Annotated in this window: 20 protein-coding genes; 2 read left to right on the top strand and 18 right to left on the bottom strand. The window is 62.5% G+C overall.

All coding sequences use genetic code 11. The features are described 5' to 3' along the window. Positions 1-11: 11 nt before the first annotated feature. The 12 genes from gspD (QQJ96_RS15750) to gspE all read right to left on the bottom strand — a co-directional run bounded on the left by gspD (QQJ96_RS15750) (position 12) and on the right by gspE (position 13,704). Positions 12-2,378, bottom strand: a complete 2,367-nt coding sequence (gspD, locus tag QQJ96_RS15750) for a type II secretion system secretin GspD (RefSeq protein WP_284332973.1) — start codon at positions 2,376-2,378, stop codon at positions 12-14. A 350-nt stretch (positions 2,379-2,728) separates the two neighbouring features. Next, the gene (gene gspD / locus QQJ96_RS15745) at positions 2,729-5,122 is read right to left on the bottom strand and encodes a type II secretion system secretin GspD (RefSeq protein WP_284332972.1); all 2,394 of its coding nucleotides are present in this window, start codon (positions 5,120-5,122) and stop codon (positions 2,729-2,731) included. A gap of 3 nt (positions 5,123-5,125) precedes the next feature. Continuing rightward, complete coding sequence (locus QQJ96_RS15740; protein WP_284332971.1) at positions 5,126-5,836, bottom strand: general secretion pathway protein GspN; 711 nt, start codon at positions 5,834-5,836, stop codon at positions 5,126-5,128. Next, positions 5,833-6,474 carry a type II secretion system protein GspM gene (gene gspM, locus QQJ96_RS15735; protein WP_345782710.1) on the bottom strand — a complete coding sequence of 214 codons (642 nt, stop codon included), beginning with the start codon at positions 6,472-6,474 and terminating at the stop codon, positions 5,833-5,835. The genes QQJ96_RS15740 and gspM overlap by 4 nt, the downstream gene beginning before the upstream one ends. 11 nt (positions 6,475-6,485) lie before the next feature. Continuing rightward, positions 6,486-7,646, bottom strand: coding sequence for a PilN domain-containing protein (locus QQJ96_RS15730; protein WP_284332969.1), 1,161 nt, complete (start codon positions 7,644-7,646; stop codon positions 6,486-6,488). Further along, a complete protein-coding gene (locus QQJ96_RS15725) occupies positions 7,643-8,518 on the bottom strand; it encodes a type II secretion system minor pseudopilin (protein ID WP_284332968.1) in 876 nt (291 codons plus the stop codon). The genes QQJ96_RS15730 and QQJ96_RS15725 overlap by 4 nt, the downstream gene beginning before the upstream one ends. After that, positions 8,515-9,252 carry a prepilin-type N-terminal cleavage/methylation domain-containing protein gene (locus QQJ96_RS15720; RefSeq protein WP_284332967.1) on the bottom strand — a complete coding sequence of 246 codons (738 nt, stop codon included), beginning with the start codon at positions 9,250-9,252 and terminating at the stop codon, positions 8,515-8,517. Before QQJ96_RS15720 ends, QQJ96_RS15725 begins: the two co-directional genes overlap by 4 nt. Continuing rightward, positions 9,249-9,656 carry a type IV pilus modification PilV family protein gene (locus QQJ96_RS15715; protein WP_284332966.1) on the bottom strand — a complete coding sequence of 136 codons (408 nt, stop codon included), beginning with the start codon at positions 9,654-9,656 and terminating at the stop codon, positions 9,249-9,251. The genes QQJ96_RS15720 and QQJ96_RS15715 overlap by 4 nt, the downstream gene beginning before the upstream one ends. Beyond that, a complete protein-coding gene (locus QQJ96_RS15710) occupies positions 9,653-10,096 on the bottom strand; it encodes a GspH/FimT family pseudopilin (protein WP_284332965.1) in 444 nt (147 codons plus the stop codon). The genes QQJ96_RS15715 and QQJ96_RS15710 overlap by 4 nt, the downstream gene beginning before the upstream one ends. A 74-nt stretch (positions 10,097-10,170) precedes the next feature. Next, a complete protein-coding gene (gene gspG, locus QQJ96_RS15705) occupies positions 10,171-10,611 on the bottom strand; it encodes a type II secretion system major pseudopilin GspG (RefSeq protein WP_284332964.1) in 441 nt (146 codons plus the stop codon). Positions 10,612-10,668: 57 nt separating this feature from the next. After that, positions 10,669-11,886: a type II secretion system inner membrane protein GspF gene (gene gspF / locus QQJ96_RS15700; RefSeq protein ID WP_284332963.1), complete on the bottom strand. Its 1,218-nt coding sequence runs from the start codon at positions 11,884-11,886 to the stop codon at positions 10,669-10,671. Positions 11,887-11,970: 84 nt separating this feature from the next. Then, positions 11,971-13,704, bottom strand: coding sequence for a type II secretion system ATPase GspE (gene gspE, locus QQJ96_RS15695; RefSeq protein WP_284332962.1), 1,734 nt, complete (start codon positions 13,702-13,704; stop codon positions 11,971-11,973). A gap of 217 nt (positions 13,705-13,921) precedes the next feature. On the opposite strand from gspE, the gene QQJ96_RS15690 reads away from it, so the two are divergent. After that, the gene (locus tag QQJ96_RS15690) at positions 13,922-14,707 is read left to right on the top strand and encodes a TatD family hydrolase (RefSeq protein WP_284332961.1); all 786 of its coding nucleotides are present in this window, start codon (positions 13,922-13,924) and stop codon (positions 14,705-14,707) included. A gap of 29 nt (positions 14,708-14,736) precedes the next feature. Here the strand turns inward: QQJ96_RS15690 and QQJ96_RS15685 are convergent, their stop codons facing one another. The 4 genes from QQJ96_RS15685 to QQJ96_RS15670 form a co-directional block, all read right to left on the bottom strand. Then, complete coding sequence (locus QQJ96_RS15685) at positions 14,737-15,273, bottom strand: pseudouridine synthase (RefSeq protein ID WP_284332960.1); 537 nt, start codon at positions 15,271-15,273, stop codon at positions 14,737-14,739. A 91-nt stretch (positions 15,274-15,364) separates the two neighbouring features. Next, positions 15,365-16,285, bottom strand: coding sequence for a class I SAM-dependent methyltransferase (locus tag QQJ96_RS15680; protein ID WP_284332959.1), 921 nt, complete (start codon positions 16,283-16,285; stop codon positions 15,365-15,367). Positions 16,286-16,458: 173 nt separating this feature from the next. Beyond that, the gene (locus tag QQJ96_RS15675) at positions 16,459-17,121 is read right to left on the bottom strand and encodes an NYN domain-containing protein (RefSeq protein WP_284332958.1); all 663 of its coding nucleotides are present in this window, start codon (positions 17,119-17,121) and stop codon (positions 16,459-16,461) included. A 179-nt stretch (positions 17,122-17,300) separates the two neighbouring features. After that, the gene (locus tag QQJ96_RS15670; protein ID WP_284332957.1) at positions 17,301-18,218 is read right to left on the bottom strand and encodes a LysR substrate-binding domain-containing protein; all 918 of its coding nucleotides are present in this window, start codon (positions 18,216-18,218) and stop codon (positions 17,301-17,303) included. Between the two features lie 376 nt (positions 18,219-18,594). Here QQJ96_RS15670 and QQJ96_RS15665 point away from each other — a divergent pair, with 376 nt between their 5' ends. Then, positions 18,595-19,545, top strand: a complete 951-nt coding sequence (locus tag QQJ96_RS15665; RefSeq protein WP_284332956.1) for an aldo/keto reductase — start codon at positions 18,595-18,597, stop codon at positions 19,543-19,545. Positions 19,546-19,569: 24 nt separating this feature from the next. Here QQJ96_RS15665 and QQJ96_RS15660 read toward each other — a convergent pair whose 3' ends face one another. Beyond that, on the bottom strand, positions 19,570-20,589 hold the full coding sequence (locus tag QQJ96_RS15660; RefSeq protein ID WP_284332955.1) for a TraB/GumN family protein: 1,020 nt from the start codon (positions 20,587-20,589) through the stop codon (positions 19,570-19,572). 114 nt (positions 20,590-20,703) lie between these two features. After that, positions 20,704-22,929: an NADP-dependent isocitrate dehydrogenase gene (locus QQJ96_RS15655; RefSeq protein WP_284332954.1), complete on the bottom strand. Its 2,226-nt coding sequence runs from the start codon at positions 22,927-22,929 to the stop codon at positions 20,704-20,706. Between the last annotated feature and the right edge of the window lie 59 nt (positions 22,930-22,988).

Below are 22,988 nucleotides of genomic sequence, written 5' to 3'. Positions count from 1 at the left end.
CAGGCAGGCCCTTATCGCCGCAGCGGATACCCCGGCTTGGACACCGACTTGCCATGCAGGGGCGCCAACGACTCGAATCTTTCCTGGTATTCGTCGGTGAGCTGCTTGGCTTCATCACCGTCGCTGATCACACGTGGAGTGATCAGCACGATCAGCTCGGTGCGGTCTTTGTGCTTGGAATTGGATCCAAACAACCAACGTAGAATCGGAATCCGGCTCAAGCCCGGAATGCCGGTTGTGCTGTCAATATTATCCTGTTGAATCAGGCCTCCAAGCAGAACGGTCTGGCCATTTTGCACCCCCAGTTGCGTGGCGATCTGGCGTGTCGCGATGCTGGGGTTGCCTTGGGGGTTGGTTGTGGCGCTTGGCTGACTGACCACCTGGTCGATATTGAGGTAGATCAGACCACCCGGATTCACGCGCGGCTGCACATCCAGAATGACACCGGTGGAAAGATATTGCACTTGATTCAGAGTAGGCGTACTTGAACCGCCATTTGGAATGTAGGAAACCTGGTTGATCGGCAACTGATTTCCTACTGCGATGTGTGCCACCTGGTTGTTGAGCACGACCAGCGACGGAGCCGATAGCGTCTTTGTATTTCCACTGCTTTCCAGTGCACTGACCGCCACCTGGAATTTCCCATTCGAACTCAGGAAGGAATAGAAAAACGGTTGTGAGGTATACGTATTGGTCGCAGAACTGCCGCCGCCCAATGCAATCATGCGATGCGCGTATGGGTTTCCGGGATCAAATTTGGTGACATTGCCGTTGCTGTCTGTGGCGGCGACCTTGCCACCCGCCAGGCCTTGCAGATACCACTGCACACCGAACTGGAAGTCACCCGTCAACGCCACCTCGAATACGCGCGTCTCAATCTGCACTTGCAAGGGCGTCACGTCGAGCTGCTTGATCACGCCACGGATTTCCTGCCATTGCGCAGGGCGCGCACGCACCAGCAATTGGTTGTTGCCACTCACCGAACCAATGCGAATGCTGCCGTCTTTTGAGCTATAGCCCTGATCCTGACTCTGCGCGCTGGGCAGGCCTCCATTCATGCCCACGCCATTGGCTGCAGCCCCTCCGATACCCCCGCCGCCCATGGCGCCGCTCAATGAAGAACCGAAGCCGCCGTTACTACCCGAGCTACCAGGAAGTCCGTCGCCCGTACCCGTAGTAGGGCTGCCGAAGCCACCCGCGCCACTACCCATGCCACTGCTGTTGCCGCCAGCGTTATTGCCTATGCCCAGCGTGGTCGCACCACCCGCACCGGGGGCAACGCTGCCGCCACGATCGGAGCTGCCACCACCGTTGTCGGTGTAGATCTGCGCCAGGTAATGCGCCAGGTCCGCCGCGCCGATATTGCGCACGTCGTACACGTACAGCTGAGGTTCGTTGCCGCCACCGAGGTCGATCTTGGTGATCCAATTGCCAACTTCCTTGAGATTGCCGGGTTGAGTGCTGAATACCACCAGCGCATTGGTGCGCTTGATCGGCATGAAGCGAAACATGCCGGCCAGCGGCGTATCGCCCTTGGGACCGAACATTCCCTCCAGCTGCGGCATCAGATCTTCCACTGTGGCATGCTGCAGGTTGAATATGCCCACCGACATTCCCCGCAGCCAGTCCACATCGAAGGTGCGAATGGTGCGGTTGTAATTGGCCAGTTCGTCGGGCGTGCCGGACACGACCAGCACATTGCGCGCGTTGTCGACTAGCAGGATCGAATTCGGGTGCACAAACGGTTTCAGCAGCTTCTGCATCTGGTCGGCAGCGATGTAGTGCAGCAAGAACAGCCGTGCCTGCATACCGTCGGCTGGCGCCGCGGCGCCCAGGCTCGGCGCGATATTGCCAGCGACGGCATCCTTTTCCGGCATGACTACATAGCGGTCGCCGATCTTCACCAGCGCGTTGTGCGTCCACGACAGCAGCGTTTCCAGGATTAGCATGGCCTGGCCGCTGTCCACCGGATCGGACGTGGAAAAGGAGATGTTGCCCTGCACGCCCGGCACGATGGTGTAGTTCTCGTGCAGTTGATCGCCCAGGATCGCCTTCACCACTGCCTGCACCGGCAGGTTCTCGAAGTTGAAGATCATCGTACCGTCGCCCGAAGCCGGGCGGCTTGGCGTGGCAGGTCCGGTCGGCCGTATGAACTGACCGGTGCCCGAAACGATGCTGGCTACGGCCGGCGCAGGCGGCGTATTGCTGAGATTGTTGTTCAGTGGTTGCGGCTTAGGTGCCGGCTTTTCCGTTCCGGCGATCGCCTCGCGTTCCAGGTCGTGGTTCTCGGGCTGCGGCTTGTTGCCCGCACAGCTGCTGAGCAGTATCACCAACGCGGCTGCGCCTATGCGCAGTGCGGGGCGTGGGTAGGATGACATCAGTTTATGTATCGACAGCTGGACGTGGCTGACGATGCTATTTCTTAAAAAAATTCTCTCAACGTCAGACAGCCGAAAAAACGCATGTATCGGCAAATTCCTACAAGTAAATCATCCTTCCGCTTATCTATCGGCGGTGCAGGGTTCTGTATTGTGTTCGACATGGTGGCGGCGCCGTACCCGCTAGCCTCAGAGCTAGCTGAGCCAGCGGGTGCGACATCAAGCGAACATCGAGAATGATCGGAAACATCGACCCATTGACGCGTGCGAAAAGAACGGGAGCCTTAGGGAAACCGATCTCGGCGTCTGCCCCACCTCCTTTGCGCCAGAAGGGAGGTAGGGGTCAGCATTTATCGCCGCAGCGGATATTCCAGCGCGGGCGCCGGTCCGCCGCGAAGCGGCGCCAAGGACTGGAATTTCTCTTGGTACTCGTCGGTGATCTGCTTGGCGTCGTCGCTATTGGTGATCACGCGCGGAGTGATGAGTACGATCAGTTCCGTGCGATTTTTGCTCTTGTTGGTCGTGCCAAACAATTTGCCCAAAAGCGGAACGCGGCTCAGCCATGGCACACCGGTATCGCCGTTGCTGTCCACCTGCTGGATGAGGCCACCCAGCAGCACAGTCTGGCCATTCTGCACGCTCAGCTGCGTCGCGATCTGGCGGTTCGCGATCGTGTAGTTCCCTTGCGCGTTGGTGGTATTGCTAGGCGTGCTGACCACCTGATCGACATTGAGATAGATCAGGCCACCCGGATTCACGCGTGGCTGCACGTCCAGGATAACGCCAGTGCTGATGTACTGGACCTCACCTACGGTACTTCCCGTCGTACCCAGGCCATTGTAGTAAGTCTGGTTCACCGGTATCTGGTTGCCCACAGTGATGTGCGCCACCTGGTTATTGAGCACAACCAGCGATGGCGCGGAAAGCGTCTTGGTGTTGCCGCTGGTTTCCAGCGCATTGAGGGCAACCTGGAATTTTCCGCTCGAACTCAGGAAGGAATAAAAGAGAGGCTGCCCGGTATAGCTGTTGCCGTAGTTGCCGTTACTGTCAACACCGCCACCCAGACCGATCTGACGATGCGAAAAGGGATTGCCGGGCGTAAATCCACCACTGCTGTTTTTCTGCCCGTTAGCCAGTCCTTGCAAATACCACTGCACGCCGAACTGGAAATCTCCCGTCAATGCCACTTCGAACACCCGCGTCTCGATCTGCACCTGCAACGGTGCCACGTCGAGCTGCTTGATCACGCCGAGCATTTCCTGCCACTGCGCCGGACGCACACGCACCAACAACTGATTATTGGCACTCACCGATCCGATGCGGATACTGCCGTCCTTGGAGCTATAGCCCTGGTCCTGGCTCTGACCATTGGCCAAGCCACCGTTCATACCGACGCCATTGATCCCGGTGCCACCACCAATACCCCCGCCGCCGATACCACCACCGCCCGAATACGAATTGCTGCCCGTACCACCGAGGCCGCCGCTGGAAAGCCCGTTCTGCTGTCCACCGCTCGCACCCGTGCCGGAACTGCCGAAGCCGCCCCCCGTACTGCCCATCCCACTGCTATTGCCGCCAGCGTTATTGCCTATACCCAGCGTGGTCGCGCCACCCGCACCGGGAGCAACGCTGCCACCTCGGTCCGAGCTGCCGCCGCCGTTATCGGTATAGATCTGCGCCAGGTAATGAGCGAGATCCGCCGCGCCAATATTGCGCACGTCATACACGTAGAGTTGCGGTTCGTTGCCGCCGCCCAGGTCGATCTTGGCGATCCAGTTGCCCACTTCGGTGAGGTAGCTGGGCTGCGTGCTGATCACCACCAGCGCATTGGTGCGCTTGATCGGAATGAAGCGGAACATGCCGGCCAGTGGGGTATCCCCTTTGGGGCCGAACATCCCATCCAGCTGCGGCATCAGGTCTTCGACCGTGGCGTGCTGCAGGTTGAACACCCCCACCGACATGCCGCGCAGCCAGTCCACGTCGAAGGTGCGGATGGTGCGGCTGTAATTGGCCAGTTCATCAGGTGTGCCGGAAACAACCAGCACATTGCGCGCGTTGTCCACCAGCAGGATCGAATCCGGCCGCGCGAACGGCTTCAGCAGCTTCTGCATCTGGTCGGCAGCAATGTAGTGCAGCGGGAACAACCGCGCCTGCATGCCGCCGGCGGGCGCTGCAGCCCCTAGGCTGGGAGCGACATTGCCGGCAACGGCATCCTTCTCCGGCATCACCACATAGCGACCGTCGGTTTTCACCAGCGCGTTGTGCGTCCACGACAGCAGCGTTTCCAGGATCGGCATCGCCTGGCTGCTGTCCACCGGTTCGGAGGTGGAGAAGGAGATGTTGCCCTGCACGCCCGGCACGATGGTGTAGTTCTCGTGCAGCAGATCGCCCAGGATCGCTTTCACCACCGCCTGCACCGGCTGGTTCTCGAAGTTGAAGGTCACCGCACCGGCGCCCGAAGCCGGGCGGTGTGGCGTGGCGGGGCCGGTCGGCCGTACGAACTGGCCGGTACCCTGCGCAATGCTGGCCACGGCCGGCGCCGGCGGCGTATTGCTGAGGTTGTTGTTCAACGGCTGCGGTTGCGGTGCCGGCTTTTCCGTTCCGGCGATCGCTTCGCGTTCCAGGTCGTGGTTTTCAGGCACCAGGGGTTTGTTCGCGGCGCAGCCGCTCAGGAAGACCGCCAGTGCGATCGCGCCGATACGCAGACCGAGGCGGGTATGGGATTGCATGAGCGTGTGTGACATGTATCAGTGATCTCCCTGATTCCCCGTTTGTCGCTGGGAACGCTGCTTGAGAATGGCGGCCCTGAGTTTTTGCAAGCGCTCCGCTTGCGCATCGTTGGATTGCGGTGGCGCAGGCGGCGGCGAAGGCTCGATCATGTGCCCACTGCTGCTCGGCGCTTCCGGCTCCTGCCCTGGCCTGTTCATCGGGACCGGCGCCTGGTTCGGCGTCGCCTTCTGGTCGATCGGGGCGCCGGCCGGCAGCTTCAGCTCCGTACGCCCGCTGGGCGAGGCGAAAATCGCCGAGCGCGGCAGTACCTGGAGCAACTTCCAGTTGCTGTCGGGCAGGTTGGCGCCTTCGCGCACGCTCACCTGCTTGTCATCGTCCCCCTTGCCGTTGACGGGACCAAGCAAGGCCATATGCAGCTTGGGCGTGAGGATGATGCCGGTGAGCTGCAGGTCACCCAGGCTCACCCCTTCGCTACCGCCGCCCTGGGTGACAATGGGCTTGCGGTCGGCACTGAACAGGGGATGGTCCCAGGTTTGCGCAAAGCTTTGCAGCGGCGCAGGTGTCGGCAAGGTCACGGCTCGCACGGCGGGCAGCGACGGTACCGGACGCGGAGCTTCCCAGCTCACGCCGCGTCCTGCGCCGAACAGCAGCGAAAGCAGCCCGACGCCAAGCACCGCCACGACGGCACCGAAGACAGGGGTAAGACGACGTTGGGCGGCGGCGTTCATTCGTTGTCGTCTCCCGGCGCCTGTGGTTCGGTCGGTCCCGGCGCGTTCGCCGCCGGCGCGCCAGATGCACGCACATAACCGGCCAAGGTGAACTGCACTTCCAGCGGGGCGACATTCTTCTGCGTGTTCACCAGCGGGTTGCGGTATACGCTGAAATCCTGCACGAATAGATACGGCTTGCCCTTCTCCAGGGTGTACAGCAATCCGACCAGCGGCTGCATGTCGCAATGCAGGCTGATGCTGACTACCACCTTCTGATAAGGATCCGAAGAGCTGCTGCCCGGATTGTTCACCGGCATCTTTTGGCTGACTTCACAGCTGCCCTGCTGCGCAAACTTGGCAGCATCGTCCACCACGCGTTGCATCAACGCAGCGGAGGCTGCATTGGGATCGGATTCGGGCAGGAAGGTGCTGCTGTCGCTCTGATTTTGACCGAGCTGTTCGATGCGCTTGAGCAGTTGCGGCTTCTGCGCGATGGCTGCCGCATAACGGCCTTGCGTGTCGCGCAAATCGTCCATCTGGCTGTCGATTTCGCGCAGCGGCGCAACGAACCACCAGTGCAGCAACAGGAAATACGCCAGCAGCAGCAACAGCATCAGCAGGCCGATCGCGGCCACACGGCTTTCGGCCGGTTTCATCGGCCTCATCTTCATGGCGCGCCCCCGGTGCTGCTGTTCGCGGCAGGCTTGCCGGTGGCAGGCTTGCGCAATTGCGCATCCATGAAGAAGCGTTCCTTGTTGGTGGCCGGATCGCGCTGGATTACGCCTTGGAAATTCGCGCCAGTGAGCAGCTTGCTGCCCTGCAGGACGTCGATCAGCGATGCGGCTTTCCCGCTTTGGCCCTGGATGCCCACGCGACCGGCACTGTCCACCGTGAAGCGTTCCAACCAGGTGTCGTCCGGGATGCGGGCGGTCAGATCCTCAAGCACATCCACCACCGCCACGGAATCGGTCTTGCGTTTGGCCAGGAAGCCGGACGCGCCGGTACTGTCCTCCAGCTGCTTGCGCAGCTGCCCGATCTTCTGCGCATCGGCGCGCATGTCATCGACCTGGGCCTGCATGGCGGCCAGCGCCTCCTGGCGATTGTGCAGGTATTGGCCCAGGCACAGCACCAACAGCACCAGCGCGGCAACGGCAAGCACAAGGTTGAGCCGGCGACGCGGATCACGATGCGCAGATGCCATTTCCGGCGGCAACAGGTTCACACCGAGCCGTGTATCGCCATCGCACAAATCCACCGCATCGATGGCGATGCCGGCATTACGCAGATGTCCGAGCTTGGCGTCCACCGCCGTACGCGTGGCCACGACCAGCTCGGCTGCAATGCGCCCGGCCGGCGCCGGGCCGGGCAGCTCGCGCAAGTCGTAGTACACCTGGTCGACTCGGAACGGGGTTTGCCGGTCCATTTCGAAGGTGCCGATCTGGCGCAGGTTTTCGCGCGCGGCCTCCGGCAGCAGCAGGCGTCGGCGCAACACGGCTTCCTGCGGCAGGCACAAGGCAAGGCGCAGATCCTGGCGGTCCACGTCGGCCACCGCAGCGTTCAACAGGGCCTGCTGATCGGGCGCGTCCAGCGCATCGCTCCAGGGTGCGGAGGTGGCCGGCCGGCCGCTGCGGCGCACGGACCATTGCCCGTCGTGGTGGTGCAGCAGACACCACACGTTGCCACCACCGAAAAACGCCTGCCAGCGTGCCGGCAGCAGCTCACGCAACTCGCCCCACCACCAGGCAAGGAAGCCCGGCATGGGCGAGCCGCGCCATGCGCGGCGTGCGCGCTCAAGTTGTGGTCGCAGTGTCTGCGTAGCGGAATTCACTCCCCTTCTCCCTCTTGCCAGCGCAGCACCGCAAAAGCCTGCGAACCGGGTCGATATCCTTGTAAGCGTACCGTGGCGCGCAAGATCGCGCGCGTGCCGTCGGCAAGCACGGCCTCTGCACGAATACTATGCGTGATGCCGTTATTGGCGACCAGCCCGGCCGCGGCATTGGCCCCCGCGGAGCTGGGGCGCGCGGCGATGATGGCAGCGGCATGTTGCAGATCCATACCGGGACTCGAAGCCAGCGCAAGCAGAGGTGCCGTATTCGGATCGGGACTGGCGCGTCCGGACCAGATCGTGACATACGGCGCAATTTTCGCGTACAGCTCAGGGGTCATGCCGAGCACCATCTGCAATTCTTCCACACTGGCGAAGGGTCCGTTGCGCGGACCGTAGTCGCGCCCCGCCGCGGTGTAAGCGGCATTGCGCTGCGCAACCTGCTGCGGCGAAATCGGGAAACTGCGCCAGTCCGCGATCGCCTGAGCGATCTGGCCTGCATGCCCATTGTCGACGCCGGCGTTCTGGAACAGACGGGTAAGCACATCGGGCGAAGCGGAGTTCAGGTCCACCTTGCCGCTTTCGGCCGTGATCGACACCCCCACCTTGGCCTGCTCGAACAACATCGGATACACGCGCCCGTCAGCGATCCAGCGGTCGTTGATGCTAGGCGCCTGCAGTGCGTAGATCGCGCGCATCACGCCGGCTTCAGCCGCGTAGTGCGCTCGCGCCTGCTCGAATTGATAGTTCGCTTGTACACCCTCCGTATGCGCCAGTACCGCATAGCCGCCAAGCAGAATGGCGAGCAAGGTGCATGCCCACATCACCAGCAGCAAGGCAACGCCGCGCTGGTTTCGGCGCAAGGCGCGCATCATGGCCCGACTCCCGGCCCACGCAAGCCACGCAGCAGGTTGCCCGGCCCCTGGATCGCCGCCGCGTTCACCCGCAACGGCACGCTAAGCATCGGCCACGGGCGGCCCTGGTCGAGCGCCAGCTTGATCGTGACCAGGTTCGGCATGGTGGCCGGGGCATTCCAGGCGTTCTGCCAGTCCGTGGGCTGGCCTTGCTGGTTCACGCCGCGATAGCTGAAGCTGCCGTCGATCACGCCGTCCAGCAGCACCTGCGGTTCGCCCAGGGGTTTGGGCGCGCTGCCATCCGGCGGCAGCACGGCCAGGCTCGCCACGAGTTGCTTGCCATGCTCGCCCTTGACCAGCTTCACTTCGATCAGCTGCGGCCCCATGCGCCCCAGATAGCCAGGCAGCGGTGCGACAAAACGCATACTGTCGCCGCCGCCTACAAAAAAGATGCCGTTGCCGTTGTCGTCGTGTCCCATCGGCTGCGCCATCGCCTGCGCAAGTTCGCGGCCGAGAAACTGTTGCGCGGAACGTATTTCATCGAGCTGCTCGATCTTTATGCTGCCGGCCTGCACAGTGTGCGTGGCCGAGCGCACACCGGAGTACACACCGAGCAGCAGCAGGGCGAGCAGCGCCATGGCGGCGAGGACTTCCAGCAGGGTGAAGCCCGCGGCGTGCCCCGCTTTGCATGCCTTCCCTTTGCCTTCGGGAACGAGGCCGGTCTTGCGCACGCGGTGGTTGGAGAGGTGCTTCATGGCGCGTTGCTACCAATGCGCAAGGTGCTGAAACGCGCGGTGTGTTCGAACGGCGCCGAGCCCCACATCACGTCGAGATCAAGCTTGTACATTCGAAACGCATACTGCGTACTCGGCGCTGTTGAGTTCGGCACTGTCCACGGCGTTACCTGCAGACGCCAGCGGTAGCGATTGTCGAAATTTCCCTGCGTCACGCCCGGCTGCAAGGGTTCCAGCACGAAGCGTGTGTCGAGCGCCGACCGCGCCCACAGCGCCGCCTGCGTATAGTCGGATGACTTCTGTGAAAGCCGGATCGACCCACCCGCCACTTCCATCAGCGCACCGAAGGTGATCGCCAGCAACATGATGGCCGCAATCACTTCCAGCAGGCTGAAGCCACGGGCCTGGCGAGGGGAAGCAGTCACGACGGCTTGGCCGTATCGAACAGGGTGATGGCGCCGGTCAGCCAGGATACGTTGACATGCCATTCACGCTGACCACTGCGCAAAGTAATGCGCCCGCCGGTGGAACTGCCGTCGGGGAAAAAACGTATGCGGGCGATATCGCCGCCGGATTGGTCGCTGGTGGCGCTGGTGACCGACAGCTGCAGCCCCTTCGGCAGGTGCATGTCGCGCTTGTCGGCGCCACGGTAGGTTTCGCCACGCGTATCCACCTCGAACACACGCTGTTCGCCGTGCACGATGGCCTGTGTACGCGTGGCGCGCAGCGATGCTGCAAGTTCACCTGCCGCCGCATTGATGCGCGCACTGGCCAGTCCGTGCGACACCGAGATCGACACCGCCGCGGCAGCGATGCCGATGAGGAGGATGACGGCGAGCATTTCGAACAAGGTAAAACCGCGCACCCCCCTGCCCCCCGAACGAGCCGGGGGCGGAAGCCTCTCCCCAAAGGGGAATAGAGGCGGGATGCGCCGTTTCATTACTGCCAATTCCCCACATCCGCGTCATAGCCTTCCCCACCGGGCTTGCCGTCGCGGCCATAGAAAATCAGGTCGTAGTTGCCGTGTTCACCCGGATATTTGTAGCCAAAGTCGTGCCCCCAGGGATCCTTGAGCTGGGTCGGCTTGACGTAGGGGCCTTGCCAGTTGGTGGCATTGGCAGGCTTGCTGACCAGGTCCGTCAGCTGCGCGGGCGGTGAACCGTTGTCCAGCGCATACGAGTCGACCGCCTGGCTCAGCGTGGTGAGCTGCGCCTTGCCGGCGCCGTACTTGCCCTTGTCCACGCTGCTGCCGACCTGGCGCACGACGATGGCGCCGACGATGCCGATCAGCACGATCACCGCCAGCATCTCCAGCAGCGTAAAACCCCTGTTGCGACTGGGGCGGCGCAGCTGCCGGATCCTTATGGTTCTGTACTGCATAGGTTGGTTTCTCCGTAGCGAAGCGAAATGAAAAGCCATGGCTTGGGACAACACCCGTCACTGGATGTTGCTGGTAAGACTGAGCAGCGGCAGCAGGATGGCCGCCATGATGATGGCCACGAACACCGTCATCACGATGGTAAGGGCGGGCACCAGCGCCGCCAGCAGACGATCGATCGAGCGCCGGCTTTCCAGCTCGAAGGTGTCGGCCACCTTCAGCAGCATGGTGTCGAGCTGCCCGGCTTCCTCGCCGACCTGCACCATCTGGATAGCCAGGCGCGGGAAGCGCTGCGATTGTCCAAGCGCAAGACTCAGGCCGTTGCCGCCTTTCACCATGTCGGTGGCCTGCACCAGCGCTTCATCCAGCGCGCGATTGGAGGTGACCATCCGCGCGATACCCAAGGCGGAAAGTAGCGGCACGCCATTCTTCACCAGGGTGCCCAGCGTGCGTGCCAGACGTGCGGTTTCCACCTTCAGCACCAATGGCCCCACCATGCGGATCTTCAACAGCCGCTCGTGCCAGGCCAGGAGCAGGGCCGGATCGCGCATGCGCGCCCGCCATACCATGATGCCGCCGACCACGATAACGGCCAGCAGCCACCACCAGTCCTGCAACGTCGTACCCAGGGCCAGCACGGCACGCGTGATCAAGGGAATCGGCACCTGCATGTCCTGGAAGATCGGCACGAATTGCGGTACCACGTAGGTAAGTAGCAGCAACAGCGAACCGAATACACCCACCATCAGGAACGCCGGATAGATCAGCGCATTGATGATGCTGCCGCGCAATTGCTGCGTGCGTTCGAGGTAGTCGGCGAGACGGCGCAGCGTATCTTCCAGCGAGCCACCAACTTCGCCCGCCCGCACCAGCGCGATATACAGCTTGGGAAACACGCCGTGCTCTTCGTCCATGGCCTGTGACAGCGGCGTACCGCCGCGAACGCGATCGCGCACACGCTCGATCAGCTTCTTCGCATGTTCGCCTTCGGGCAGGTCCATCAGGATGCCGAGCGCGCGATCCAGTGGCTGCCCCGCGCCAAGCAGGGTCGCGAGCTGGTGCGTGAACTGCGCCAGCTGATCGCCGCTAAAAGGACCGCGCTTGAGCAAACCGGCCAGGCCGCCGCTGGCGCCTTGCGCATCGGCGAGCTTGGCTTCCAGCGGCGTGTGGCCCTGGTCCTGCAGGCGCGTGATCACCTCGTCCAGGCTCGACGCCTCCATCTGCCCCTGCACGATTTCGCCCGAGGCGCTGACGGCGCGATAGCGGAATTGGCTCATAAAGCTTGCCCCCCACCCTGCGCGCAGGGGGAGGCCGTGAGGGGGTTGCACGAGCTTGCCGCGCCACCTGCGTCCAGGTAGCGATTACCCCTCCTGCGTGACACGCAACACCTCCTCGATGGTGGTGATGCCCGCCACGGCTTTGGCGATGCCGTCCTCGTACATGGTGCGCATGCCTTCGGCGCGCGCCTGGCGTTCGATTTCGCTGGCGTCGGCGTGTTGCATCACCAGGCGGCGCAGGGAGTCGCTCATCACCAGGAATTCCATGATGGCGCGGCGGCCACGGTAACCGGTGGGATTAGACGCGCTGCTGCCCGGCTTCCACAAGCGAATCGGCCGCTCGTCGGTGTACTTCTCCAACTCGAATTCCTTGACTACCTCCGGTGGCGCTTCGTAGGCCGTGGCGGTTTCCGGATCGAGCCGGCGCACCAGGCGCTGCGCAAGAATGCCGTTGACGGTGGAGCCGAGCAGGTAATCTTCCACGCCCATGTCGAGCAAACGTGTCACGCCACCGGAGGCGCTGTTGGTGTGCAGCGTGGACAGCACCAAGTGACCGGTCAGCGCGGACTGGATCGCGATGCGGCAGGTTTCCAGGTCGCGCATTTCGCCGATCATGATCACGTCCGGATCCTGGCGCATGATCGAGCGCAGCGCATTGGCGAAATCCAGGCCGATCTGTGGCTTCACCTGGATCTGGTTGATGCCTTCGAGCTGGTATTCCACCGGGTCTTCCACGGTGATGATCTTCACGCCCGGCGTATTGATCTTCGACAGCGCGGTATAAAGCGTGGTGGTTTTGCCCGAACCGGTGGGACCGGTGACGAGCAGGATGCCGTGCGGGCGCTCCAGCACGTCGATGAAACGCTTCTGAAAATGATTGGTGAAACCCAGCGAGGCGAAATCGAACACCACCGTTTCGCGATCCAGAATACGCATCACCACCGACTCGCCGAAGCTGGTCGGCACGGTGGATACGCGCAAGTCCAACTCCTTGCCCTGTACGCGCAGCTGGATGCGCCCGTCCTGCGGCAAGCGGCGCTCGGCGATGTTGAGCTTGGCCATGATTTTCACGCGGCTGATCACCGCCGCCGTGGAGCTGGACGGAGGCGCTTCCACTTCATGTAGTACGCCGTCGATGCGATAGCGCACCTTCAGGCGATTCTCGAACGGCTCGATGTGCACGTCCGAAGCACGCTGTTCGACCGCTCGCTGCAGGATCAGGTTCACCAGGCGGATCACTGGTGCTTCGGAAGCCAGGTCACGCAAGTGCTCCACGTCCTCTTCCTGCGCGCCGCTGCCATCGAGGTTTTCCACGATGGCGCCCATCGCCGAACGGCCCTGGCCATAGTAGCGCTCGATCAGGTCGTCGATCTCCGAACGAATGCCGATGCATAGCGACACCGGCTTGCCCGAAGCCAGCTGCACGGCATGCAGCGGATAGGGATCGGCGGGGTCGGCGACGACCAGGGCCAGGCCGTCCTCGCCCACGCGTACCGGCACCACGTGCTGCTGCTTGAGGAAACGCACCGATACGTCCAGATCGGCCGGCGGCATATCGGGCGCATCGCGTGCCGCCAGCAGCGGCGCATGCAGGAGTTCGGCCCAGGCTTCGGCCAGGTCGCGCTCGGACATCAGCCCGAGGCGGGCGAGCAAGGCCGTAAGGGTGCCCTCCGGGGCTTCCTCATGCAGCCGCCTGGCACGAGCCAGATCGTTGTCCTTGAGGCGCCCACGCGCAACCAGCAGCGCGCATACGGCCGCTTCGTGGTCTTCCGTGGCCTGGATCGTCCCGCCGGACGCCGGCTTCAAGGCTGCCGACATGGTTTCACCCCGTAAGGTTCTACTACTCATCACAATGGCTGTCTTCCGCTTCGCCCAGCGCTTTGAAAGGCGATTCCCATTGGTAACACATCACCAAAGGGGCTGGCGAGCCTAACTTCGCGACGGTGTTCACGTGCTAAGAGACTGTGAAGGCGCAGGCACCGGCATGGATCGGGCCGTTCACCGATGAGACAATGGAAGCTTTGAAGGGTTCTCCATGCAGCTCGTCGATATCGGCGCCAACCTCACCCACGAATCTTTCCGGCATGACTTCGATGCCGTGCTGGAGCGCGCGCTGGCGCATGGGGTGGTTCAAATGGTGGTCACCGGTGCGTCACATGCCGGTAGCGACCACGCCCTGGAGCTCGCCCGCCGCCGCCCCGGCACTCTGTACGCTACGGTAGGCGTGCATCCGCATCATGCGGTCGATTACAGCGATTTGACCGACGCGCATCTGCGCGAGCTGGCTCGCATGCCGGAGGTGCGCGCCGTGGGCGAAGCCGGACTGGACTATCACCGCAACTATTCCCCGCGCGACGTGCAGCTGGAAGTGTTCGAACGGCAATGGCGGATCGCCGTGGAAGTCGGCAAGCCAGTTTTCCTGCATCAGCGCGATGCGCATCACGATTTCCTCGCCCTGCTCAAGCGCTATCGCGACAAGGTCCCGGCAGTCGTGGTGCACTGCTTTACCGATACGCGCGACGCGCTCAACGACTACCTCGCCCTGGATTGCCACATCGGTATCACCGGCTGGATCTGCGACGAGCGACGCGGCACCCACCTGCGTGAATTCGTACGGGAAATTCCGACCGACCGCCTACTGATCGAAACGGACGCGCCGTATCTGCTGCCGCGTACCGTGCGCCCGCAACCAAGCCACCGGCGCAACGAGCCGATGTATCTCAGACATATCTGCGAAGAGATTGCGCGCGATCGCGGCGAACCGGCGGAAGTGACGGCGGCAAACAGTACCGCCGCGGCCCGGGCATTCTTCGGCATTTGAGTGGCCTGGGGCTCCCCCCAAGCCGCCGGTCATCGCGAAAGCTCGCGCGTGGCGCCGGGCGCCAGTCCATCCAGGGCATAGTTGCCGATCCGTACGCGGATCAACCGCAAGGTCGGAAATCCCACCGCCGCCGTCATCCTGCGCACCTGGCGATTGCGCCCTTCGCGCAAGGTGATCGACAGCCAGCTGGTGGGAATGCTCTTGCGAAAACGCACCGGCGGATCGCGTGGCCACAACCATGCCGGCGCTTGCGCATGCTCCGCAAGCGCCGGCAAGGTCGGCCCGTCGTTCAATCGGACACCCTGGCGCAGAGCCTGCACCGCCTCATCGGTGAGCGCCCCATCGACTTGCACCAGGTAGGTTTTCGGCTGCTTGTGTTTTGGATCGGTAAGACGGTGCGCGAGTGCACCATCGTCGGTCAACAGCAACAAGCCTTCACTGTCATGGTCCAGGCGACCGGCCGGATAGACATCTTTTTGCCGCACGTAATCGGCCAGCGTAGGACGGCCGTCATCGGTGGTGAACTGGCACAGCACACCGAACGGCTTGTTCAGCGCAATGAGCATGGTCTACGAAAATCGTAGGCTGGGATGACAATCCCAGCATGGCGGGGTTGCATGCATGGCGGAGCTGGGAATGTCATCCCAGCCTACCGTTTCAGTGTGCGCCCGGATTGGCGACGGTGGCCGTTGGCGCCGGGACGGCCGGTGCCTTGTTGACGCCGGTCTTTACGAAACGCAGCGTCATGCGATCGGATTCGCCGATGGCCAGGTACTTGTCGCGATCCTGATCACCCCGGGCCAAGGTGGGCGGCAGGGTCCACACGCCCTTGGGATAATTCTTGGTGTCCTTGGGGTTGGCGTTGATCTCGCTCTGCCCGTCCAGCTTGAAGCCCGCGTCGGTAGCCAGCTTGATCACGTAATCGGTAGGCATGTAACCGCTGCCTTTGGCCGCATCGAGCGTGGCCCCGGCCGCCGCGCGATGCTCCGCCACGCCCAGCGTGCCGCCGGTTTTGAGCACGGCATAGAACGCCTTGAACATGGCTTCGGCATTCCCGGCCATCACCCAGTTGTGCACGTTACGGAAGGTCAGCACCATGTCCGCCGAACCGGGCGGCCCGAACACGGGCGCCTTGGGGTTGAAGGTGATGACGCTGGCCTTGCCGTACTCGGCGGGGTCGGCCTTGAACTTCGCGCGCAACGCGTCGGCATCCTGCCTTTCCTCGGCACCGTTGCCTGCAGGGACCGCCGCAATGTAGTGCCCGTTATCGCGCAGCACCGGCGCCAGGATCTCGCTGTACCAACCGCCGCCGGGGGTAATTTCGATCACCGTCTTGTCCGGCTGCAAGCCAAAGAATTGCAGAGTGGCCTTGGGATGCCGATAAACGTCGCGCGCCTTATTGGGGGCGGAACGCCAGGAGCCGGCCAGCACGGAGTCGAGCTGGCCGGCGGTGAAGTCGCTGGCGCTGGTGGGTGGGACCAAGTCGCCGGTGGGCTGATCCTGCCCCGCCTGTTGCGCGTGAGCCACGCCGGCAAGCAACAGGGCGACGGACAATCCGAAGGCGAAGCGGGTCTTCATGACGACTCCTTATGAGGGATGCGCTGCAGCCTGCAGCAAGCGTAGTACAGCGCGCGTCGCCATTTTACGATTAGTTTACGAATCGCGCACCGGGCAAGAATGACGATCCCGGCATCGGGATGCCGCCAGGCAAGCTGGGATTGGCATCCCAGCCTACGCGCCAGTGCCGTGGATCAGAAAGGCCGCGGACACACCGACTGCAGGCCATCGATGTGCTCATGTAGGTCCGGCGCAATGCCTTGCCACATCGGATCGAGGATGAAATCGATGCCCTCATAGCGGGCCAGCTTGGCCGCCGGGATGAAATCGGCGTCGCCCGCCACCAGCACGATCTGGTCCACCTGCTTCTTGTAGGCGAGCGCGGCGATGTCGATGCCGATCTTCATGTCCACCTGGGTCTGGCGCATGTCCGGCTCGAAATGCTCGTCGGTCAGTTCGTCCCAGTACAACGACTCGTCGCGCAGCTGCTGATAGGCCTGATGTTTGAGTTTCCACTCGCCACGGTCGGTCAGGCGGCCCAGGCGCAGCGCCATCTTGCGCTGGCGGCGCAGCTGGTCATGCAGATCGCGGCGGAAAGCCGCGGCGCCGGTGCGCGAATAATCGATGCTTTCGCCGCTGATCGGCTTGATCAGCACTTTTTCCAGCGGCGGACAGTCGTAGAAGAAGATGCGGTAAAGCGCTTCGCGGGGACGATCCAGCGACTTAAGGTGTTCCAACGCCATGCCGAACAGCGTCTTGGCAACGGTGCGCGCATCGTTGACGTCGCGATCGCCCCACACTTTGCGATAGCGAGCAAGAAAGAAAGCGCCGTCGACAAGGATGGCGGTGCTTGGCATAGGAAATCCTTATGAAGTGCCACGAAAACGGAATGTAGGGCCGATGGATAATGCTCGGCCATCGGCAGTTTACGATAAGTGCAAGAACTCCGTAACCGCGTCGGCGCTGCTCGGACGCGTTCGGACTGGAGACATGTGGGTCGCGACTACAACTGCGCTCAACTGCACCTAAGGCTTCGCTATACCGCAGCCTCACCTCGCTGCGGCTGCGGCATCTCCCGGCAATATGCCTCAGCCTCCTGCAGCAGCCAACCGCGGAACGTCGCCATACCGCGGTGATCTTCCGAACGCGGCGGATATACCAGGTGATACGCCTCCGGCACCGGCAGGTAGCGATCGCCCAGCACCACCAGCCGGCCCGCATCGATCCACGACTTGGTCGTGATCATGCGCCCGAGAGCCACGCCCAGTCCTTCCAGCGCGGCCTGGCGCAATGCGTCGATCGTATCCACGTGCGCGACATAGCGATGCGGCGGCTCGCCGCCGTAATGTGCGAACCAGTCGATCCAGCGATTGTTGCGATTGGGATCGCCGATCAACGGCCACTGCGACAGGTCCAACGGATCGGCGCCAGCCATACGCTCGATCAGCGAAGGCGCCGCCACCGGCGCAATCCACTCGCCAAACAGATATTCGCTACGCAAGCCTTCCCACTCGCCCTTGCCATAGCGCACGGCAGCATCGACCGCCTCACGCTCGAAATTCACCAGCAAGTTGGTGGATTGCAGATTCAGCTCCAGCTCCGGATGCGCCGCCAGCAGGCGCGGCAGCCGCGGCATCAGCCAGCTGGAAATGACGCCGGGACTGGCGCTGAGCGACAGCGCATCGTGGCGCCGCAGGCGGTAACGCGCCAGCGCGTGTTCGATGCCGTCGAAGTGCTCACCGACCGCCTCGAGCAGGCTGCAGCCTTCCACCGTCAGCGTCACACCGCGCGGACCGCGCTCGAACAGGCGCCGTTCCAGGCGCTCTTCCAGTTGGCGCATCTGATGGCTCAGGGCGCTAACCGTAAGATTGGCCTGTTCGGCAGCGCGAGAGAGATTGCCCAATCGCGCCACCTGCACGAATTGCTGCAAAAGACTCAGCGGAACCCGGAGCATCTTGAAATTCCCTCAAAGCTGGCTTGCGAATATATCGCTTTTTCTTGTACGTCTATGCCGATAGCTTGTGTCAACCTTCTCTCTCCCAGGAACTCGCCGCCATGCGCTCGCCATGGGTCGATTTGCTGTTGCTTCACGGCCATATAACCCCGTCCACGCTGAGCTGGCACGTCGATGCATCGCCTTGCGGCCGCGAAAAGGCACGCGCAAAAGTCGAGGTGGACGTGGCGCGGCTGCCGCTGCCACTACCTGAGGCCCCCCGCGGCGACTGCGCAAGCTGCGCTTGACTAAAGCAGGCTTGCACCCACCTCAACAGGGAGTGCGGACCGCCGCGACGCGGCTTGCCGCCCATTTCCCTGCTGAGGATCAAAAGTCCATGCAACTGCGCCAACTAGGTCGCTCCACCCTCTCCATTGCACCGCTCGTCCTGGGCGGCAACACATTCGGTTGGAGCGCGGACGAGCCGCGCTCGTTCGAACTGCTGGATGTATTCGCAGATGCCGGCGTCAACCTGATCGATACCGCGGACGTGTACTCGGCCTGGGCGCCCGGCAACCGTGGCGGCGAGTCGGAAACCATTATCGGCAAATGGCTCAAGCGCAGCGGCAAGCGCGATCGGGTGCTGATCGCCACTAAAGTGGCCAAATGGGTCGAGCATCGGGGCCTGTCGCCGCTGAATATCCGGCAGGCGGTCGAGGCTTCCCTGCAGCGTCTGCAAACGGATCACATCGATCTTTATCAGGCACACGAGGACGACGCCGACGTCCCGCTGAGCGAAACGCTGGGCGCGTTCGCCAGGCTGATCGAGGAAGGCAAAGTGCGCGTAATCGGCGCCTCCAACTACACCGCCGACCGTTTTGCCGAAGCCTTGAAAATTTCCCGCGAACACGGGCTTCCTCGCTATGAAAGCCTGCAGCCCGAATACAATCTCGTCAGCCGCAGCGGCTACGAGCGTGAGCTCGAACCACTGGTCCGCCAGGAAAACGTCGGCGTGATCACCTATTACGCGCTGGCCAGCGGCTTCCTCAGCGGCAAGTACCGCGACGCGACCGATCTTGCCAAGAGCAAGGTACGCGGCGGTGCGGTGCAGAAGTACCTGACTCCACAAGGCTTGAAAGTGCTGAGCGCCCTGGATGAAGTTGCCGCGGCCCATAAGGCGACGCCGTCACAGATTGCCTTGGCGTGGCAGATCGCGCGCCCCGGTATCACTGCCCCTATCGTCAGTGCCACCTCTGTGGAGCAGTTGCGGGAACTGCTTGGCGCCCTGGAGCTTTCGCTGACGCCGGAGGAAATAACGGCGTTAAACGGAGCCAGTGCAGGATTGTAGGTTGGGATGACCATCCCAACCTGCTCACTCGGGCGCTTGGACCGTGTAGCCAAGCGCCTGCAAATGAACCAGGTAGCCATCGGCGGATAGCACTTGCTCCATCGGCAGCACCGCAAAGGTTTGTGCGTTGCCCGCCAATGCGATCTGCGCAGCCTGCAGCCACGCCTGCTCCATGCGCTCGGGCAGGTCATGCAATCCCATCTGCTCGGCAAAGTCCGCATTGAGCACCGCGACCAGGCAGGATTGGTAGCGGTCGTTTTGGGCAAAACCGCGCAGCGACTGGATGTCGCCGGTTGACCACGCATTGGCGCGCTCAGCCAAATGGCTCATGTCGTTCTGCACCGTTTCCAGCGTCTGGTTGAAACAGCTGACATCATGCAGGTTGGTCTGCTTGATGGTATCCAGCAGTTCGCGCGGATGCTCCACCACCAGCTTGTATTTCACCGGCACGCGCTTCACGTCGTGCTTGTCGGCCAGCTTGAACACCGCTTTGTTGATGTCGTTCTTGCCGGTGAGCCCTGATTTTTCCAAGGCCTTCTGGTAAAGCTTCAACGCCACCAGGATCGGACGCCAGGATTCGACGCGGCGATCGTTGCCAAAATACTGCGGCTTGACCGCTTCCCAACGGCTGTATATTTGCGCTGGCAGGATCTGCTGCAGCGTGGCGCCACCCGGATTCTTGCGCGCGCTATAGGCGGAGGGCAGCAGCACCAGCTTACCGAAAAAGCCAGCGTCCACTTTGACTTCGGCCGAAGGCGCTTCCAGCACTTCCTGCGAACGCGCAATGGCTTGCTCGACCTCCTTGGAGCGCCACTCCATGCCTTTGGGCAAGGGCGTGAGCGTACCAAGCACCCACATCACGTGATTGCCCTTGCTTACCTTCCACAATCCCGGACCGGGTTGCTCGCCAGTGACGGTAACGGCCGGAAGGACGGTAGCGTCACCACCGGGAGCCGCGCTGCTGGACGAAGCGGGCGTTGACTGAGACCATGCCTGCACGGCTGTTAGCAGAGCCAGGCACCCTATGGCCAATGAAACTCGCATGGTGAGAGTTCCCGCATGATGGGTCGTTCTGGGCGATTCTAATGTTAACCGCTACCTCGCGACGTAACGCAAAAGGGGCCCGAAGGCCCCTTATTCCTGCGCATCAGCAATGTACTACAGCGCCGCCAAGGCCTTGTTGAAGGTCTCGCTCGAGCGCATCGCCTTGCTCACTAGCGCCAGATCCGGATGGTAGTAGCCATGAATATCCACCGCCTTACCCTGCGCACCATTGAGTTCGGCCACGATCTTGGCCTCGTTTTCGGTGAGCGACTTGGCCAAGGGCGCAAACTTCGCCTTCAACGCAGCATCGTCGTTCTGCTCGGCCAGGGCCTGCGCCCAGTACAGCGCGAGGTAGAAGTGGCTGCCGCGGTTGTCGAGTTCGCCGACCTTGCGCGCCGGCGACTTGTTATTGTCCAGGAACTTGCCGTTCGCCTGATCCAGCGTCCGGGCCAATACGCCGGCCGCCTTATTGCCGTAGCGATTGCTTAGATGTTCCAGCGATGCCGCCATGGCCAGGAACTCACCCAGCGAATCCCAGCGTAGGCAGTTTTCTTCCAGGAACTGCTGCACGTGCTTGGGCGCCGAACCGCCGGCACCGGTCTCGAACAGGCCACCGCCGGCCATCAACGGCACGATGGAAAGCATCTTGGCGCTGGTCCCCAGCTCCATGATCGGGAACAGGTCGGTGAGGTAGTCACGCAGCACGTTGCCGGTCACCGAAATGGTGTCCTGGCCCTTGCGGATGCGTTCCAGCGAGAAGCGGGTGGCATCCACCGGCGCGAGCGTGCGAATGTCCAGGCCATGCAGCTCGTGGTCCTTCAGATAGCGCTCCACCTTCTTGATCAGCTGCGCATCGTGCGCGCGGTTCGCGTCCAGCCAGAACACGGCCGGGGTGCTGCTCAAACGCGCGCGGGTGACGGCCAACTTGACCCAATCCTGGACCGGTGCGTCCTTGGTCTGGCACATGCGCCAGATGTCACCGGCTTCGACATGGTGTTCCAACAGCACGTTACCGTTGGCGTCGGTGACGCGTACCACGCCGTCGCCGACGATCTGGAACGTCTTGTCGTGCGAGCCATATTCCTCCGCCGCCTGCGCCATCAGGCCCACGTTGGGCACACTGCCCATGGTGGTGGGATCGTAGGCGCCGTGCGCCTTGCAGTCCTCGATCACGGCCTGGTACACGCCGGCGTAACTGCGATCGGGAATCACCGCCTTGGTGTCCTCAAGCTTGCCTTGCGCATTCCACATCTTGCCGGAATCACGAATCATCGCCGGCATCGATGCGTCGATGATCACGTCGCTGGGCACGTGCAGATTGGTAATACCCTTGTCGGAATTGACCATCGCAAGCCTTGGGCGCTTGGCGTATTCGGCCTCAACGTCCGCCTTGATTTCGGCCTGCTTGTCGGCCGGCAACGAGCCGATGCGCGCATACAGGTCGCCGATGCCGTTGTTGGGATTGAAACCGGCGCCCTTGAGCGTATCGGCGTGCTTGGCGAGCACGTCCTTGTAGAACTCGTTGACCACCTGGCCGAACATGATCGGGTCGGAGACCTTCATCATGGTGGCTTTCAAGTGCACGGAAAACAGCACGCCCTGTTGCCTGGCTTCTTCGATCTGCGCGTCGATGAAGCCGGCCAGCGCTTTCTTGCTCATCACGGCAGCGTCGATGATCTCGCCGGCAGTGAGGCTGGTCTTTTCCTTCAAGACAGTGCTGCTGCCGTCCTTGCCGATCCATTCGATCTTGGCCACGGTGGCCTGCTCAAGCGTGGTGGATTTCTCGCTACCGTAGAAATCGCCGCCGCTCATGTGCGCCACGTGCGTTTTCGAATCCGCGCTCCACGCACCCATCTTGTGCGGGTGCTTGCGCGCGTAGTTCTTCACCGAGAGCGGTGCGCGGCGATCGGAGTTGCCCTCGCGCAGCACCGGGTTGACCGCACTGCCCTTCACCTTGTCGTAGCGCGCACGGATATTCCAATCGCTGACGTCCTTAGGCTCTTCCGGATAGTCCGGCAGCGCATAACCCTGGGATTGCAGTTCCTTGATCGCGACCTTCAGCTGCGGCATGGAGGCGCTGATGTTCGGCAGCTTGATGATGTTGGCCTCCGGCGTGGTGGCCAGCTGGCCGAGCTCGGTGAGATCGTCGGAAACTTTCTGGCCGTCTTTGAGGGTGTCCGAGAACTGCGCGAGGATGCGACCCGCCAGCGAAATGTCACGCGTCTCCACTTCGATACCCGCCGTGGCCGTATAGGCCTTGATGATGGGCAGCAGGGACTGGGTGGCAAGGTAAGGAGCTTCATCCGTCAGCGTGTAGATGATCTTCGGCGTCTGGGACATGGAACGGGCAACCTCTCTGGCTACGGCATGGTACGTAAAGGGGACGCCGCAGGGCCCTG

Source organism: Dyella flagellata, assembly GCF_030160275.1.
Taxonomy (GTDB): Bacteria; Pseudomonadota; Gammaproteobacteria; order Xanthomonadales; family Rhodanobacteraceae; genus Dyella_B; species Dyella_B flagellata.
The sequence above is the reverse complement of the archived record's forward strand: the minus strand, read 5'-3'. Positions and strand labels throughout refer to the sequence as shown.

Bases quoted from the DNA above. Each gene is read 5' to 3' on its own strand.
- gspD (WP_284332973.1), bottom strand. From the start codon at position 2,378: ATGTCATCCTACCCACGCCCCGCACTGCGCATAGGCGCAGCCGCGTTG.
- QQJ96_RS15690 (WP_284332961.1), top strand. From the start codon at position 13,922: ATGCAGCTCGTCGATATCGGCGCCAACCTCACCCACGAATCTTTCCGG.
- QQJ96_RS15670 (WP_284332957.1), bottom strand. From the start codon at position 18,218: ATGCTCCGGGTTCCGCTGAGTCTTTTGCAGCAATTCGTGCAGGTGGCG.
- QQJ96_RS15680 (WP_284332959.1), bottom strand. From the start codon at position 16,285: ATGAAGACCCGCTTCGCCTTCGGATTGTCCGTCGCCCTGTTGCTTGCC.
- QQJ96_RS15720 (WP_284332967.1), bottom strand. From the start codon at position 9,252: ATGAAGCACCTCTCCAACCACCGCGTGCGCAAGACCGGCCTCGTTCCC.
- QQJ96_RS15740 (WP_284332971.1), bottom strand. From the start codon at position 5,836: ATGAACGCCGCCGCCCAACGTCGTCTTACCCCTGTCTTCGGTGCCGTC.
- QQJ96_RS15655 (WP_284332954.1), bottom strand. From the start codon at position 22,929: ATGTCCCAGACGCCGAAGATCATCTACACGCTGACGGATGAAGCTCCT.
- gspM (WP_345782710.1), bottom strand. From the start codon at position 6,474: ATGAAACCGGCCGAAAGCCGTGTGGCCGCGATCGGCCTGCTGATGCTG.
- QQJ96_RS15675 (WP_284332958.1), bottom strand. From the start codon at position 17,121: ATGCCAAGCACCGCCATCCTTGTCGACGGCGCTTTCTTTCTTGCTCGC.
- QQJ96_RS15665 (WP_284332956.1), top strand. From the start codon at position 18,595: ATGCAACTGCGCCAACTAGGTCGCTCCACCCTCTCCATTGCACCGCTC.
- QQJ96_RS15660 (WP_284332955.1), bottom strand. From the start codon at position 20,589: ATGCGAGTTTCATTGGCCATAGGGTGCCTGGCTCTGCTAACAGCCGTG.
- QQJ96_RS15685 (WP_284332960.1), bottom strand. From the start codon at position 15,273: ATGCTCATTGCGCTGAACAAGCCGTTCGGTGTGCTGTGCCAGTTCACC.
- QQJ96_RS15725 (WP_284332968.1), bottom strand. From the start codon at position 8,518: ATGATGCGCGCCTTGCGCCGAAACCAGCGCGGCGTTGCCTTGCTGCTG.
- gspF (WP_284332963.1), bottom strand. From the start codon at position 11,886: ATGAGCCAATTCCGCTATCGCGCCGTCAGCGCCTCGGGCGAAATCGTG.
- gspE (WP_284332962.1), bottom strand. From the start codon at position 13,704: ATGTCGGCAGCCTTGAAGCCGGCGTCCGGCGGGACGATCCAGGCCACG.
- gspG (WP_284332964.1), bottom strand. From the start codon at position 10,611: ATGCAGTACAGAACCATAAGGATCCGGCAGCTGCGCCGCCCCAGTCGC.
- gspD (WP_284332972.1), bottom strand. From the start codon at position 5,122: ATGTCACACACGCTCATGCAATCCCATACCCGCCTCGGTCTGCGTATC.